Genomic DNA, 16,200 nt, shown 5'->3' with positions numbered 1-16,200 from the left:
ATTTTCTAAAAACACACCGCACTTTAGTCAAAAAACTAAACGTAAGGAACACAACATGGCAAACAATAATATCATCATTTTCGATACAACATTACGTGACGGTGAACAAGCCTTAAAAGCCAGTTTAACTGTAAAAGAAAAATTACAAATTGCATTAGCATTAGAGCGTTTAGGCGTTGATGTAATGGAAGTCGGCTTCCCCGTTTCTTCGGCAGGAGACTTCGAATCTGTACAGACTATTGCGCGCCATATTAAAAATAGTCGTGTTTGTGCATTATCTCGTGCTGTAGATAAAGATATTGATGCTGCTGCTGAAGCCTTAAAAGTTGCAGAAGCATTTCGTATTCATACCTTCATTGCAACCTCAGCATTACATGTAGAGAGCAAATTACGTCGTACTTTTGATGATGTGGTGGATATGGCAATTCAGGCAGTAAAACGTGCCAGAAATTATACTGATGATGTTGAATTTTCTTGTGAAGATGCGGGGCGTACTGGCGTTGATAATATCTGTCATATTGTTGAGGCTGCTATTAATGCTGGTGCAACAACTATCAATATCCCTGATACAGTAGGTTACACTTTACCAACCCAATTTGGCGACATTATTCATAATGTGATGAACCGTGTACCCAATATCGATAAAGCAATTGTTTCAGTGCATTGCCATAACGACTTAGGTATGGCAACAGCAAACTCCTTAACAGCGGTGCAATATGGTGCAAGACAAATCGAATGTACGGTTAACGGTATTGGCGAACGTGCAGGTAATACGGCATTAGAAGAAGTCGTGATGGCAATCAAAACTCGTCAAGATATATTCAAGGGATTAGATAGTAAAATTAATACTCAAGAGATTCATCGTGTTAGCCAAATGGTGAGTCAACTATGCAACATGCCAATCCAGCCAAATAAAGCTATCGTGGGTTCTAACGCGTTTGCACATTCATCGGGCATCCATCAAGACGGTATGCTAAAACATAAAAATACTTACGAAATTTTATCGCCAGAGAGTATTGGCTTGAAAAAAGAACAATTAAACTTAACTGCCCGTTCTGGGCGCGCAGCAGTAAAAAGTCATATGGAAACAATGGGTTATCAAGAAAGTGACTATAATTTAGATAAACTTTACCAAGCCTTCTTAAAATTGGCGGATAAAAAAGGTCAGGTCTTTGATTACGATTTAGAAGCATTAGCATTTATCGACATGCAGCAAGGCGACGAAGATCGCTTAACCTTAGATGTGATCACTTCACAATGTATTAGCCACTTACCTGCTTCGGCATTTGTGCAAGTTGAATTAGATGGTAAGAAAGTCAGTCAAGTATCAAACGGTGGAAATGGTCCAGTGGATGCAGTTTACAATGCGATTTTGGCGATCACAGGCCTAGAGATAAAAATGTTGAACTACAATTTAACAGCTAAAGGTGAAGGTGCAGAAGCTTTAGGGCAAGTAGACATTGTAGTCGAGCACGATGGCAGACGCTTTCACGGTGTTGGTTTAGCAACAGATATTGTCGAATCCTCCGCTAGAGCGTTAATCCATGCCATCAATGCGATTTATCGTTCACAAAAAGTGGCAGATTTAAAATTACATAAAATTGCAGGTGTATAAAAAAACACCGCACTTTTGCAGTAGTGTGATAGGTTTCCTTCTAAACCACTGAATGGAATTCATATTTTTAAGAAAATTTAGCCTGTTTGAACTAACAAGGTTGGTGAGTTTTAAACTTCTCGTCAAAAAATGTGAATAGAAAGAGGGGAAAAAAGCTTAGCAGGGTTATCTTTCTTTATGGTTATTTTTCTTTGACAAAACAAAGAAAAGTAGCAAATAACACAAAGCAAATAAACAAGCTTAAGACAATCAAGTTTAATCAAAAAACAAAGGAATCCTAAATGCAAACATTCAATATCGCCGTCTTAAGCGGTGACGGAATTGGTCCAGAAATCATGGCAGAAGCCATTAAAGTATTAGATGTTGTTCAACAAAAATACCATTTCAAATTAAACTACCGCATGTTTGATGTAGGTGGAATTGCGATTGATCGCCATGCTACACCACTACCAGAGGCTACGTTAAAAGGCTGCGAAGAAAGTGATGCAATTTTGTTTGGCTCAGTTGGTGGTCCGAAATGGGAAAATCTACCACCAACTCAACAACCTGAACGTGGGGCATTATTACCATTACGTAAACACTTTGCTTTATTTTGTAATTTACGCCCAGCCACACTTTATCAAGGTTTAGAGAAATTCTGTCCATTACGTGCCGATATTGCAGCGAAAGGCTTTGATATGGTGACTGTACGAGAATTAACAGGTGGCATTTATTTTGGTCAACCAAAAGGCCGTGAAGGCGAAGGAGCTACTGAAAAAGCCTTTGATACAGAAGTGTATCACCGTTATGAAATTGAACGTATTGCTCGTGTTGCTTTTGACACCGCGATGAAAAGGAGCAAACACGTCACGTCAGTTGATAAAGCTAACGTATTAATTAGCTCCATATTATGGCGTGAAGTCGTCACTGAAGTTGCAAAAGATTACCCAGAAGTGAAACTAGATCATATCTACATTGACAATGCGACTATGCAATTGATCAAACAGCCTGAATTTTTTGATGTTTTACTGTGTTCAAATATCTTTGGTGACATCATCTCAGATGAATGTGCCATGATCACAGGTTCGATGGGGATGTTGCCTTCTGCTAGTCTTAATGAACAAGGATTTGGTCTATATGAGCCTGCTGGTGGTTCAGCGCCCGACATTGCAGGCAAAGGTATTGCTAATCCAATTGCACAAATTCTTTCTGCTGCCATGATGTTACGTCATAGTTTTAACTTAAACGATGCGGCCATAGCAATTGAAAACGCAGTGAAAAAAGTCCTCGCAGAAGGACACCGGACCGCAGACTTAGCCGATGAAAGCCAACCCATTTCAACCAAAGCAATGGGCGATTTAATCGCACAAGCGGTGAAATAAAACTTTTAAAAAATTGACCGCACTTTTCATTGATACTCAGATAAATTCCCTTCGGTTTCGCCAGAGTGTCAGGAAACTTTTAGGAAAATGTCCTTTAAGTAAAGAAAAGCAAAATCGCAGGGACACCTTTCTTTTGGTTACTTTTCTTTGGTCAAACAAAGAAAAGTAATAGAGAAAGCATGAAGAATAACATCATTAAATCCCAAACTTTATTAGGAATAATACAATGTCCAAAACCCTATACGAAAAACTCTTTGACGCTCATATCGTCCACGAATCTGCTGGTGAAACACCGCTGATTTATATTAATCGCCATTTGGTACATGAAGTCACATCGCCACAAGCCTTTGATGGTTTACGAGCAATGGGACGAGCAGTTCGCCAACCAAGTAAAACTGTCGCAACAATGGATCATAATGTGCCGACTGATAGCCGTGATTTAGCTGGCTCTGGTGAAATGGGGCGTATTCAAATGGTGGAATTAGCCAAAAATACCGATCAATTTGGTATCACCCTTTATGATATTAACCATATCAATCAAGGGATCGTACATGTTATGGGACCTGAACAAGGCTTAACCTTACCCGGTATGACCATTGTATGTGGTGATTCTCACACTGCAACGCATGGCGCATTTGGAGCATTAGCTTTTGGTATTGGTACCTCGGAAGTAGAACATGTGTTAGCCACCCAAACCATTAAGCAAGCCCGTGCGAAAAAAATGAAAATTGAGGTACGCGGTAAAGTACGTGAAGGCATAACAGCTAAAGATATCGTGCTAGCTATTATCGGCAAAACAACAATGGGTGGTGGCACAGGGCATGTTGTGGAATTCTGTGGTGAAGCTATTCGTGATCTTTCTATGGAAGGTCGCATGACTGTGTGTAATATGGCGATTGAATTAGGTGCCAAATCGGGCATTATTGCGCCAGATGAAACCACATTTGCTTATTTGAAAGATAAACCCTATGCACCAAAAGGTAAAGATTGGGATGATGCTCTCACTTATTGGCAAACGTTGTATAGCGATGACGATGCGCAATTTGACACAATAGTGACTTTAGAAGCTAGCGACATTCAGCCTCAAGTTACTTGGGGAACGAATCCCGGACAAGTCATTGGTATTGAGCAAACCATCCCCAACCCTGCTGAGATGGCTGATCCAATCGAACGCCAATCAGCAGAAAAAGCTTTGGCTTATATGAACTTACCACATAGTATCAAATTAACAGATGTTACGATTGACAAAGTTTTCATTGGTTCTTGCACTAATTCACGTATTGAAGATTTGCGTGCAGCAGCAGCGATAGCTAAAGGGCGTAAAGTCGCAGCAGGTGTCCAAGCTCTCGTCGTACCCGGCTCAGGTTTAGTACGTGAACAAGCAGAAAAAGAAGGCTTAGATAAAATCTTTATTGAAGCAGGTTTTGAATGGCGCTTACCAGGCTGTTCAATGTGTTTAGCTATGAACAATGATCGACTCGCACCAGGTGAGCGTTGCGCTTCAACAAGTAACCGTAATTTCGAAGGGCGCCAAGGGCGTGGAGGACGTACTCACTTAGTTAGCCCAGCAATGGCAGCGGCGGCAGCGGTTTATGGTAAGTTTGTTGATATTCGCAACGTGGAATTAAATTAAACTTGTTAAAATCAACCGTACTTTTCACAGCTACTCAACGATCACCCCATGTAAACTGCCCAAATGCAGTGGGAATTTTTAGGGGAATAACGTTGCGTAGCAAAGTGGAGACAACTTATTTTCCGTGAAGAAAATCCACACGGAAAGAGATAAAAGTAGTTTAATCAGAGTGTGTTTTTACTCCTTTTTTGCATAAGCAAAAAAGAGAGAGGACGCAAGTAACGATAATGGTAAAAGTAAAGATAACAGTAACAATAATTAAGAGAGAAAAACGATATGCCTAAAGAATTTAAACAACATACTGGTATCGCCGTTCCGCTTGATGCGTCGAATGTCGATACCGACGCAATTATTCCAAAACAATTTTTACAAAAAGTGACTCGAGCTGGCTTTGGCGCGCATTTATTCCATGAGTGGCGTTTCTTAGATGATGAAGGAAAGCAACCCAATCCAGATTTCGTACTTAACTATCCTCGCTATCAAGGTGCAAGTATTTTATTAGCTCGTGAAAATTTTGGTTGTGGTTCTTCTCGTGAACACGCACCTTGGGCGCTCGATGATTATGGTATTCGTGTCATTATTGCACCAAGTTTTGCTGATATTTTTTACGGTAATAGTTTAAATAACCAGATGTTACCTATTCGTTTAAGTGAGCAAGAAGTAGACGAATTATTTAAATTTGTAGTCACCAATGAAGGGGCAAAAATTACTGTAGATTTGGAAGCACAAACAGTTAGGGCAAATGGCAAAATTTATCCATTTGAAATCGATAGTTTCCGCCGCTATTGCTTATTAAATGGTTTAGACAATATTGGCTTAACATTACAACATGAAAGTAAAATTGCCGAATATGAAAGTAAAATTCCTGTATTTTTACGCTAATTTTAAAAAAGAGATGGAATCCCATCTCTTTTTTAATTTCAGATCTCAATTTTACTTCACATCAATTAGTTCCTTTAAGTGATCATTTGCATTAACAGTAATCTGTTAACTAATCACGAATAAAATTAAAACAGTTTCTCTGCCAACAAAAGATAATCTTCATTCCTTTTGTCAACTCCATGTATTTCATTAAATAAAAAAACAAGTACATTTATCTGGAATAACAAAAATAGCTATATCCTTGTATTCCCTGATAAAAGTTATTTACTCACTGTACAAAATTGTGTCAGAATACCAAGGATTTAAAAAAACGCTTTTGTAAAAATAATGAGAATAAAACATGCAAAAACGCCTTGTGGATTTTATTAAAAAGCAATATGCATTTACTCTTGCCTGTACAGAAAACGACTTACCTTGGGCAAACGGACTTTACTATGTCTTTGATGAAGACTTGAAGCGATTAATTTATGTGACTGGTGAACAAACTCATCATGCTAAAATCATCATGAAAAATCCTCAAGTAGCAGGGACGATTTTTGTTCCTACTCGCTTTGTTCCTTCATTGCAAGGTGTGCAATTTACTGGCAAATCCAAACAGCTCTATGGTAAAGAAGCGGAAACTGCTTTCCAACTCTACGAAGAGACTTACTCTCATCAGCTCATCCGCCGACTTTCAGTATGGGAAATTGAATTAGAATATGTACGTTTAGTCGATAATTCATTAGGATTATTTAGCACAATAGAATGGAAAAAGGGACAAGAAGTTGAAGAGGAAGATCTCAGTTTATTTCTTAAATAATATTGTGACTGATAATACAACACCAATTCAATCAAAAAGGCAGCTTAACATCAGCTGCCTTATTTTTAGCTCCAAGTTAGACGATCTTTCACAAGAAAGAAATTCGCTCATCTGAGTCAAACAGAACAATAGTATAAAATTACTCACAATTTATTGTTAACGTAATTGTAATTGGCGACGAATACGGCGAAGTAATAGAAAGACCCAAGGCCATAATAGACCACTCGCCAGCGCCCCATAAATCTCTTGCCAATTAAATGCAGCACTATGCAAGAATAGTTCAATTAGAAAAATGCTAATTCTGATAGCAAATACAAAGCAAACTACGAGCAAGCTTTGCATCCACAAAGATAAATTACGTAAAATCAGGTGATTTAAAGCAACTAAATAAATAAACACCGATAAGACTAATGCATGTACACCTAAAATTGAGCCAAGTACTAAATCCCAAACCACACCAAGTACAAATGCCGTTCCAATACTCACTTTATTTGGTACTGAAAGCGCCCAGTATAACAAGACTAAGACTAACCAAGCTGGTTTAAAATTTTGGAAATCTGCAGGCCAAGGCGCAATTTCCATCACTAATGCCACAATAAAAGTACAAATGAGGATTAACCATTGTAATAAAAAGCGCTTTTCCATTACTCTTCCTCTCTTTGTTGTGGCTCTGACACAGGTAATGCTTGATTATTTTCGGCTGGATTCTCTAAGATTGGGTTAACATCTTCCCCTACAGGTAAATGATTATCTACTTCTTCTTTTACTAATGTTTTTTTCACTTTATCCGCTTCTGCGCCTTGGTTTTCTAAACGTTGCTGTACTGTGCGACGAATATCCTCTGGTGAAATAGATTGAACTTTTCGCATCTCTTCATTCGTTGGCCACAATAATAATACGTAACGTAAGCGTTCTATAGAAGCCAATGGTTTTGCCGTGACTGTAGCAAAATAATTTTGCCCATCACGTGATACAGATTCAACAATTGCAACAGGATAGCCTTCCAAAAAACGTCCACCTAATCCCGATGTAACCAATAAATCACCTTTTACAATATCTACTGAACGAGGCACATTATCTAACGTTAATTCATCATTACGTCCTGTGCCACTTGCAATTAAACGCACATCATTGCGTAATACTTGTACTGGAATCGAATGGGTTACATCAGTCAATAACAATACACGACTCGTATTTTCGCCCACAGAAACAATTTGTCCAACAATACCTTTTTCATCAATAATTGGCTGACCAACATAAGCGCCATCACGCTGCCCTTGATTGATAACAACTTGTTTGCGATAAACATCGGTTTCTGCGGTCAGTACTTCAGCAATTTTCTTATATTCATCAGTACGTAAAGGTGAGTTAAGGAGTAAACGAAGACGCTGGTTTTCGACTTTAAGTTGATCTAATAACAATAAATCTGCATTTTTTTCGCGTAGCTGATCACGTAACACTTTGTTTTCAATTTGTAGTTTATTCGTATCAACTAAGTTATCAGACACTTCATCCAGTACAGTACGAGGTGTATTAGCAAGGTAATATAATCCACCAATTGCTGTTTCCATAACACTACGAGCTTTAATCATCGCATTAGTTTGTCCATCAGACACAATTAATGCGATAGATGCAATAATAGCTAAAATTAAACGAAGACCTAAAGGCGGAGCCTTTCCAAAAATGGGTTTCATACCTGAATCAGACTAGTAATGTCAGCAATAAAAAGGTGAGGAAAAGTGCGGTCAAATTTACCGCACTTTTGTATGAAATTAAATATCGTCACTAAAAATATCGCCACCGTGCATATCAATCATTTCTAACGCTTCACCACCACCGCGTGCAACACAAGTTAATGGATCTTCAGCAATAATGACTGGCACGCCAGTTTCTTTCGAAAGCAACGCATCAATATTACGAATAAGCGCGCCACCGCCAGTTAAAACCATACCGCGCTCAAAAATATCTGCAGCATGCTCTGGCTGGCATTCTTCTAGTGCTGTACGTACTGCCGCAACAATACCATTTAAAGGCTGTTGAATAGCTTCCAATACATCACGAGAAGTTAATTTAAAGGAACGAGGTGCCCCTTCTGCTAAATTATGACCATGCACCTCAATTTCACGAATTTCATCGCCATCTTGGATACATGCAGTTCCAATTTCTTGTTTAATACGTTCTGCAGTTGGCTCACCAATAATTGAACCAAATGTTTTGCGTACATAAGAAATAATGGCCTCATCAAAACGATCACCACCAATGCGTACAGAAGAGGAATAAACGATACCATTTAATGAAATCACTGCCACTTCAGTAGTACCGCCACCGATATCAATCACCATTGAACCTGTTGCCGTCGATACAGGTAACTTAGCACCAATAGCTGCTGCCATTGGTTCTTCGATTAAATAAACTTCACGCGCACCCGCGCCAATAGCGGATTCTTTAATCGCACGGCGCTCAACCTGAGTCGCGCCAGCAGGTACACATACTAAAACACGTGGACTTGGTCGCATAAAGTTACCGCTATGTACTTGTTTAATAAAATATTGCAACATTTTCTCAGTCACAAAAAAATCGGCAATTACCCCGTCTTTCATTGGGCGGATTGCGGCAATGCTTTTGGGCGTACGTCCTAACATCAATTTTGCATCTTTACCGACAGCAGCAATACTTTTTAACGCACCAGAACGCTCTTGCCGAATAGCCACGACAGAAGGCTCATCTAAGACAATACCCTGCCCTTTAACATAAATGAGAGTATTAGCTGTACCAAGATCAATCGACAGATCATTTGAAAATAAACCACGAATTTTTTTGAATAACATAAGAATTCCGCTGAACTAAATTGAATGATGAATACTCGAGTTTGAGTATTGAAAAAATTGTCATAAATGTACCAAAAAATGTACCTTTATAACAGAAAATTTTCTGTAAATTATCGAAAATTGCCTTGTCTTTCCTATTTAAGCATTCTTTAATAGCATAATATCCAATTGATTCTCTCTCTACCTAGTATTGTGCTTGCTTTCACGGTAGCGGAGTGTCAAACTTGCGCTAGTTTAATGTATGTCGTTTTTCATTTGAAAAAGGAACAACCTATGTCAAAGATTAAGAAAAGTAAGTTATCGCAAGATCCTAACTATCAAGAAGAACTTGCCAAATATGAAAACCCTATCCCTAGCCGTGAATTCATCCTCGACATTATTCGCCAACATAATGCCCCTATTTCAAAAGAAGAGTTATTCGCCATATTTTCACTTAAACAAGAAGAACAACAAGAAGCCATGCGCCGCCGTTTACGTGCGATGGAAAATGATGGGCAACTTGTTTTTACTAAACGTAAACGTTATGCCCTACCAGAAAAATTAGATTTATTAAAAGGCAGCGTATTAGGTCATCGTGATGGCTATGGTTTTCTACAAGTGGAAGGCAAAGACAGCGATTGGTTCATCCCAAATAACCAAATGCAACGTGTCATGCATGGCGATTATGTGCTTGCTCAACCAAATGGATTTGATCGACGAGGTCGCCAAGAAGTCCGTATCGTCCGTGTATTACAACAACGTAAAAAACAAATTGTAGGGCGTTTTTTCCTTGAAGATGGTATTGGCTATGTTGTGCCTGATGACAGTCGTATTAATCGCGATATTTTGATCCCAAATGAACATCGTCAAGGTGCACGTATGGGACAAGTCGTCGTAGTTGAATTAAAACCTCGTACTGCGACATTTACTCAACCTGTCGGTATGATTACTGAAGTACTGGGCGAAAACATGGCAAAAGGTATGGAAGTTGAAATTGCGATTCGTAATCACGATATCCCACACCAATTCCCTGAAGCGGTGTTAAAACAAGTCGCAAAACTCAGTGAAGAAGTACCAGAACAAGCAAAAGAAGGTCGCGTCGATTTACGTCAACTCCCATTAGTCACCATTGATGGCGAAGATGCACGTGATTTTGATGATGCGGTTTTTTGTCAGAAAAAACGAGGTGGTGGCTGGACCCTTTGGGTCGCAATTGCTGATGTGAGCTATTATGTGCGCCTACGTAGCGCACTAGACGCCGAAGCACATGCACGCGGTAACTCGGTATATTTTCCAAACCGAGTTGTACCAATGCTACCCGAAATTCTCTCTAATGGACTTTGTTCACTCAATCCACAAGTCGACCGTTTATGTATGGTCTGTGAGCTTAACGTTTCAACTAAAGGCAAAATCACGGGTTATACATTTTACGAAGCTGTTATGAACTCGCATGCACGTTTAACCTATACCAAAGTTGCACGTATTCTGGAAGGTGATCAAGAGTTATGCGAGCGTTACCATAACCTCGTTCCGCATTTACAAGAACTACACAAAATGTATCAAGCACTTGTTGCAGCAAGACATCAACGCGGTGCCATTGATTTTGAAACTATTGAAAGTAAATTTGTTTTTAATGAAATGGGACGCATTGAACGTATTGAACCTGTTATTCGTAATGACGCACATAAAATCATCGAAGAATGTATGATCTTAGCCAATATTGCAGCGGCTAATTTTGTTGAAAAACACCAAGAACCTGCTCTATTCCGTATTCATGCAGGTCCAAGTGAAGAAAAAATTACCGCTTTCCGCGGTTTCTTGAATGAATGTGGTTTAGGCTTAGGTGGTGGTACGAAACCAACAACCGCTGATTATGCCGAATTGTTAGAGCAAGTACGAGAACGTCCTGATCATGAACTGATTCAAACTATGTTATTGCGCTCATTAAGCCAAGCTGTTTATTCACCTGATAATATTGGTCATTTTGGTCTGGCTTTAGAAGAATACGCGCATTTTACTTCACCAATTCGGCGCTATCCTGACTTAACCCTCCATCGTGGCATTAAATATATTTTAGCTAAATTAAAAGGTTCAAAACGCAAAACAACCGATACTGGAGGATATCATTATTCCTTCGATGAAATGGATCTATTAGGTGATCATTGCTCAATGACTGAACGTCGTGCCGATGATGCGACTCGAGATGTTGCTGACTGGTTGAAATGTGAGTACATGCAAGATCATGTCGGTGAAGAGTTTAGTGGTGTTATTTCTTCTGTCACTGGCTTTGGCTTATTCGTACGCTTAGATGATTTATTCATCGATGGTTTGGTACATATTTCGACTTTAGATAATGATTATTACCAATTTGACTTAGCTAAGCAGCGCTTAATTGGTGAAAATAGTGGTATGATCTATCGACTTGGTGACAAAGTACGTATTAAAGTAGAAGCCGTGAGTCTTGAACAACGTCAAGTGGATTTTTCTTTAGTGGCAAGTGAACGCAAGCCACTACGCCAAGGTAAAACCTTAAAAGATAAAATAAAGAAAAATCAGCGTTATGCAGAAAGTATTGAAAAGCAACGCAACAAAAGCAAAGGACGCCAAAGTGCGGTCAGAAAATCAAAAGTTTCAAACAAATCATCTAGCAACAAAACAAAGTCAAAATCAGCCAAAAAGAGAAAATAAATGAGTGAAAATATTTATGGCATTCATGCAGTGGGTGCGTTTTTAAATCATGCACCAGAGCGCTTAATTGAAGTCTATGTTTTAAAAGGGCGCGAAGATAAGCGCTTACAACCACTGTTAAATGAACTACATAATTTAGGCATTTCAGTGCAATTCTTAAACCGGCAAACCTTAGATAAAAAAGCAGACGGTGAAGTTCATCAAGGAATTATCGCTCGTGTACAGTCTGCTAAAGAGCTCAATGAAGCCGATTTAGATAATATTTTAGCCAATAAAACTCACCCATTATTATTAGTGCTTGATGGTGTCACAGATCCACATAATTTAGGTGCTTGTTTACGCACTGCTGATGCTGCTGGGGTTTGTGCAGTGATTGTCCCTAAAGATAAATCTGCACAGCTCACTTCTATTGCCCGTAAAGTTGCTTGTGGTGCAGCAGAAGTGATGCCTTTAATCCGAGTAACGAATTTGGCACGGACTTTACGTGATTTACAACAGCAGCATAATATTTGGGTCGTCGGTACTGCTGGTGAAGCAACAGAAACCTTATATCAAACCAAATTAACGGGAGGATTAGCTTTAGTAATGGGAGCGGAAGGCGATGGCATGCGCCGCCTGACTCGTGAGCATTGCGATCAATTAATTAGTATTCCAATGGCAGGTTCAGTTTCCTCTCTAAATGTGTCTGTGGCGACAGGCGTATGTCTATTTGAAATTGTGCGCCAACGTTTAGCTTAAAACTTTCACAAAACAGACCACACTTTAATCCATAAAAAAGCCTAGCACAATGCTAGGCTTTTGATTGGTAGAAAACTCAACTTAGTTGATTACACCACAAGCCATACGTGGACCGCCACCGCCTAATGGTGCGGGGTGATCTGAGTGGTTATCGCCACCGGCATGAATCATGATAGAACGCCCTTTCACTTCATCTAAGTGTTTTAAACGTGGTGCTAATACTGGATTAGTTGATGTACCATCTGCATTTACTGTTAACGCTGGTAAATCACCTAAATGTGCTTCATCAGACCATGGATAACCATGTTTACCTGCATTTTTCGGATCCCAATGACCACCCGCGCCTAAACCTGCAACAAGCTTGCCTTCTTTTTCTTTTGCTTCACAGCTTGGATTTTGGTGAATATGGAAACCATGTAAACCCGCCGTTAATCCCTTTAATTCTGGTGTAAAGACTAAACCGTACGCGGATTCAGTAATCACAACTTTACCTGCATCCTGATTACCTTTGACCGGATCAAGTAACTCGACTTTCACTTCTAACATTTCACCACTGTGCTTATGATCTGCCGCATGGCTATGAGCAAATGCCGATGCTGCGACGCCACATGAAAGCATAAGTGCTAATACTGTTTTTTTCATATAACTCTCCTAAATTGAGTGTAAAATAATGCTAAATAGCTCTTGTATTTTAACATAAAGCTATTTAAGTTTTTAGCCTTTTTGCAAAATAGTTTTTAAGAAACGCGCAGTATGTGAGCATTGTACTTCAGCAACCTGTTCTGGCGTACCTGTTGCAATGATCTGACCACCACCGCTTCCTCCTTCAGGACCTAAATCAATGATCCAATCTGCTGTTTTGATCACATCTAGATTATGCTCAATCACAACTATCGTATTGCCCTGATCACGTAAACGATGTAACACGGTTAGTAGCTGCTTAATATCAGCAAAATGCAAACCTGTCGTAGGTTCATCAAGCACATACAAGGTTTTCCCTGTATCACGTTTTGATAATTCAGTTGCTAACTTCACGCGCTGTGCTTCACCACCAGATAAGGTCGTGGAGGATTGACCTAAACGAATATAAGATAACCCTACATCCATCAACGTCTGTAACTTACGTGCAATTTGTGGAATCGCATCAAAAAACTCACGTGCTTCTTCCACTGTCATTTCTAGCACTTGGTGAATTGTTTTGCCTTTATAACGAATTTCTAAAGTTTCGCGATTATAACGTTTGCCTTTGCATTGTTCACAAGGCACATAGACATCAGGCAAAAAGTGCATTTCAACTTTAATGACCCCATCGCCCTGACAAGCTTCACAACGCCCACCACGAACATTAAAACTAAAACGTCCGGGATTATAGCCTCGTGCACGTGCTTCTGGCACTCCTGAGAATAACTCGCGAATTGGTGTAAATAATCCAGTGTAAGTCGCAGGATTTGAACGCGGTGTTCGACCAATTGGACTTTGGTCAATATCAATCACTTTATCAAAAAATTCCAACCCTGAAATCGATTTATAAGGTGCATATTGTGTATTTTCTGCGCGATTTAAAGCATTTTGCGCCAAAGGAAATAAGGTATCATTAATCAATGTGGATTTCCCTGAACCTGATACCCCTGTCACACAAGTAAACAATCCCACTGGAATTTCTAAATTGACTGCTTTTAAGTTATTCCCTGTAGCACCATTTAATTTAAGTACTTTCTTCCTATCAAGTGTGGTCCGTTTTTGCGGAATTTCGATCTTTTCAATACCAGATAAAAATTTACCTGTAATCGAATGCGGATTTGCCATAATAGCTTTTGCTGTTCCTTCCGCAACTACTTGCCCCCCATGCACACCTGCTCCCGGACCAATATCAATGATATGATCTGCCGCCATAATGGCATCTTCATCATGCTCAACTACAATGACCGTATTGCCCAAATTACGCAAGTGAATCAACGTATTTAACAAACGTTCATTATCGCGTTGGTGTAAACCAATTGAAGGTTCATCTAATACATACATCACCCCCACTAAGCCCGCACCAATTTGGCTTGCTAAACGAATGCGCTGTGCCTCACCACCTGACAATGTTTCTGCTGAGCGCGAAAGAGAAAGATAATCCAAACCGACATTCACTAAAAACTGTAATCGTTCCTTAATTTCTTTCAAGATTTTTTCAGCGATTTGCGCCCGCTGCCCAGTTAAACTTAGCTCAGTAAAAAATTGTAGCGTTTCACCAATACTCTTCTCTGCTACTTCTGGCAAATTTGTGCTACCAATATACACATGGCGAGCTTCTTGGCGTAATCGAGAACCGCTACAATCATGACAAGGGCAAGTACTAATATTTTTGGCTAATTCTTCACGCACTGACATTGATTCTGTCTCTTTATAACGGCGTGACATATTATTCAAAATACCTTCAAAGGCATGGTGTCGTACAACAACATCACCACGATCATTCATATACTGAAATTCAATTTCTTCTTTACCCGAACCGTTTAAAATAATGTGCTGCACTTTTTTCGGTAATGCTTCAAATGGCAATTCAATATCAAAATCGTAATGTTTTGCCAATGAAGTCAGCATTTGATAATAATAAAAATTACGACGATCCCAGCCTTTCACTGCGCCACTTGCCAGAGAAATACTTGGATTTTGTACTACTCTTTTTTCATCAAAATATTGTTGCACACCTAGTCCATCGCAAGTTGGACAAGCACCCGCAGGATTATTAAAAGAAAATAAGCGTGGCTCTAATTCTGGTACAGAATAACCACAATGTGGGCAAGCAAAATTTGCAGAGAATACTAATTCCTCAGCGCTACTATCATCCATTGAAGCAACTACGGCTGTACCACCTGATAATTCCAATGCAGTTTCAAAAGATTCCGCTAATCTTGTGGATAAATCAGCACGCACTTTAAAACGGTCTACTACTACCTCAATAGTATGCTTTTTATGTAATTCTAATTTAGGTGCATCCGACAAATCACAAATCTCGCCATCAATTCGTGCACGAATATACCCTTGTGATGTAATTTGTTCGAGCAATTTCACGTGCTCACCTTTACGCTCCTTGACTACTGGCGCAAGTAACATCATTCGACTGTCCTCAGGTAAGCTCAACACTTTATCTACCATTTGACTAATTGTTTGTGCAGTTAACGCAACTTGATGAGTCGGACAGCGTGGCTCACCGACTCTAGCAAATAACAAACGTAGATAATCGTGGATTTCAGTGACAGTCCCCACAGTCGAACGCGGATTATGAGAAGTTGATTTTTGTTCAATCGAAATCGCGGGAGATAGCCCTTCAATATGATCCACATCGGGCTTTTCCATTAAAGACAAGAATTGGCGTGCATAGGCAGAAAGGGATTCTACATAACGACGCTGACCTTCTGCATATAAAGTATCAAACGCCAAAGAAGATTTTCCTGAACCGGAAAGACCTGTAATTACAATTAATTTATCACGTGGAATAGTTAAGTTAATATTCTTTAAATTATGGGTTCTCGCCCCACGTACTTCAATTTTATCCATAAATATAAAAAGCCATTAGCAAGTGTTCAAATTGCGATCATTATCGCATATTCTCAAATAACTGTGCAAATATCCAGTTACACTTGTTTTAAACATAGATTTTTTTATTATTTTAGGGCAAAATAATAAGA

At 39.3% G+C, this 16,200-nt stretch carries 12 protein-coding genes; 7 read left to right on the top strand and 5 right to left on the bottom strand.

Going from position 1 to position 16,200, the window contains the following annotated elements; genetic code table 11:
- Positions 1-55: 55 nt before the first annotated feature.
- The 5 genes from leuA to ACFSAV_RS10285 all read left to right on the top strand — a co-directional run bounded on the left by leuA (position 56) and on the right by ACFSAV_RS10285 (position 6,290).
- The gene (gene leuA / locus ACFSAV_RS10305; RefSeq protein ID WP_379099305.1) at positions 56-1,615 is read left to right on the top strand and encodes a 2-isopropylmalate synthase; all 1,560 of its coding nucleotides are present in this window, start codon (positions 56-58) and stop codon (positions 1,613-1,615) included.
- A gap of 281 nt (positions 1,616-1,896) precedes the next feature.
- Positions 1,897-2,976 carry a 3-isopropylmalate dehydrogenase gene (gene leuB, locus ACFSAV_RS10300; protein WP_379099302.1) on the top strand — a complete coding sequence of 360 codons (1,080 nt, stop codon included), beginning with the start codon at positions 1,897-1,899 and terminating at the stop codon, positions 2,974-2,976.
- Between the two features lie 226 nt (positions 2,977-3,202).
- Positions 3,203-4,609 carry a 3-isopropylmalate dehydratase large subunit gene (gene leuC, locus ACFSAV_RS10295; RefSeq protein WP_379099298.1) on the top strand — a complete coding sequence of 469 codons (1,407 nt, stop codon included), beginning with the start codon at positions 3,203-3,205 and terminating at the stop codon, positions 4,607-4,609.
- Between the two features lie 276 nt (positions 4,610-4,885).
- Entirely contained in the window at positions 4,886-5,491 is a 606-nt protein-coding gene (gene leuD, locus ACFSAV_RS10290) for a 3-isopropylmalate dehydratase small subunit (protein ID WP_379099295.1), read from the top strand.
- A gap of 340 nt (positions 5,492-5,831) precedes the next feature.
- Positions 5,832-6,290 (top strand): pyridoxamine 5'-phosphate oxidase family protein, encoded by a 459-nt coding sequence (locus ACFSAV_RS10285; protein ID WP_101775277.1) that lies wholly within the window; start codon positions 5,832-5,834, stop codon positions 6,288-6,290.
- A gap of 156 nt (positions 6,291-6,446) precedes the next feature.
- Here the strand turns inward: ACFSAV_RS10285 and mreD are convergent, their stop codons facing one another.
- The 3 genes from mreD to ACFSAV_RS10270 form a co-directional block, all read right to left on the bottom strand.
- Positions 6,447-6,935: a rod shape-determining protein MreD gene (mreD, locus tag ACFSAV_RS10280; RefSeq protein WP_101775276.1), complete on the bottom strand. Its 489-nt coding sequence runs from the start codon at positions 6,933-6,935 to the stop codon at positions 6,447-6,449.
- The gene (gene mreC, locus ACFSAV_RS10275) at positions 6,935-7,984 is read right to left on the bottom strand and encodes a rod shape-determining protein MreC (RefSeq protein ID WP_101775275.1); all 1,050 of its coding nucleotides are present in this window, start codon (positions 7,982-7,984) and stop codon (positions 6,935-6,937) included. Before mreC ends, mreD begins: the two co-directional genes overlap by 1 nt.
- Before the next feature lie 78 nt (positions 7,985-8,062).
- Positions 8,063-9,118, bottom strand: coding sequence for a rod shape-determining protein (locus tag ACFSAV_RS10270; protein ID WP_101775274.1), 1,056 nt, complete (start codon positions 9,116-9,118; stop codon positions 8,063-8,065).
- A gap of 273 nt (positions 9,119-9,391) precedes the next feature.
- Here ACFSAV_RS10270 and rnr point away from each other — a divergent pair, with 273 nt between their 5' ends.
- Entirely contained in the window at positions 9,392-11,785 is a 2,394-nt protein-coding gene (rnr, locus tag ACFSAV_RS10265; RefSeq protein ID WP_379099290.1) for a ribonuclease R, read from the top strand.
- Positions 11,786-12,523: a 23S rRNA (guanosine(2251)-2'-O)-methyltransferase RlmB gene (rlmB, locus tag ACFSAV_RS10260; RefSeq protein WP_101775272.1), complete on the top strand. Its 738-nt coding sequence runs from the start codon at positions 11,786-11,788 to the stop codon at positions 12,521-12,523.
- An 81-nt stretch (positions 12,524-12,604) separates the two neighbouring features.
- Here the strand turns inward: rlmB and sodC are convergent, their stop codons facing one another.
- Both sodC and uvrA read right to left on the bottom strand, forming a co-directional pair.
- Positions 12,605-13,165 (bottom strand): superoxide dismutase [Cu-Zn] SodC, encoded by a 561-nt coding sequence (sodC, locus tag ACFSAV_RS10255; protein ID WP_379099287.1) that lies wholly within the window; start codon positions 13,163-13,165, stop codon positions 12,605-12,607.
- A gap of 72 nt (positions 13,166-13,237) precedes the next feature.
- Complete coding sequence (gene uvrA / locus ACFSAV_RS10250) at positions 13,238-16,069, bottom strand: excinuclease ABC subunit UvrA (RefSeq protein ID WP_379099284.1); 2,832 nt, start codon at positions 16,067-16,069, stop codon at positions 13,238-13,240.
- Positions 16,070-16,200: the final 131 nt, after the last annotated feature.

The organism is Pasteurella oralis (genome assembly GCF_042681465.1).
GTDB classification, from domain to species: domain Bacteria; phylum Pseudomonadota; class Gammaproteobacteria; order Enterobacterales; family Pasteurellaceae; genus Pasteurella; species Pasteurella oralis.
The sequence above is the reverse complement of the archived record's forward strand: the minus strand, read 5'-3'. Positions and strand labels throughout refer to the sequence as shown.

Excerpts from the sequence above, each read along its gene's own strand:
- leuA (WP_379099305.1), top strand. The coding sequence starts at position 56 with ATGGCAAACAATAATATCATCATTTTCGATACAACATTACGTGACGGT.
- leuB (WP_379099302.1), top strand. The coding sequence starts at position 1,897 with ATGCAAACATTCAATATCGCCGTCTTAAGCGGTGACGGAATTGGTCCA.
- leuC (WP_379099298.1), top strand. The coding sequence starts at position 3,203 with ATGTCCAAAACCCTATACGAAAAACTCTTTGACGCTCATATCGTCCAC.
- leuD (WP_379099295.1), top strand. The coding sequence starts at position 4,886 with ATGCCTAAAGAATTTAAACAACATACTGGTATCGCCGTTCCGCTTGAT.
- ACFSAV_RS10285 (WP_101775277.1), top strand. The coding sequence starts at position 5,832 with ATGCAAAAACGCCTTGTGGATTTTATTAAAAAGCAATATGCATTTACT.
- mreD (WP_101775276.1), bottom strand. The coding sequence starts at position 6,935 with ATGGAAAAGCGCTTTTTATTACAATGGTTAATCCTCATTTGTACTTTT.
- mreC (WP_101775275.1), bottom strand. The coding sequence starts at position 7,984 with ATGAAACCCATTTTTGGAAAGGCTCCGCCTTTAGGTCTTCGTTTAATT.
- ACFSAV_RS10270 (WP_101775274.1), bottom strand. The coding sequence starts at position 9,118 with ATGTTATTCAAAAAAATTCGTGGTTTATTTTCAAATGATCTGTCGATT.
- rnr (WP_379099290.1), top strand. The coding sequence starts at position 9,392 with ATGTCAAAGATTAAGAAAAGTAAGTTATCGCAAGATCCTAACTATCAA.
- rlmB (WP_101775272.1), top strand. The coding sequence starts at position 11,786 with ATGAGTGAAAATATTTATGGCATTCATGCAGTGGGTGCGTTTTTAAAT.
- sodC (WP_379099287.1), bottom strand. The coding sequence starts at position 13,165 with ATGAAAAAAACAGTATTAGCACTTATGCTTTCATGTGGCGTCGCAGCA.
- uvrA (WP_379099284.1), bottom strand. The coding sequence starts at position 16,069 with ATGGATAAAATTGAAGTACGTGGGGCGAGAACCCATAATTTAAAGAAT.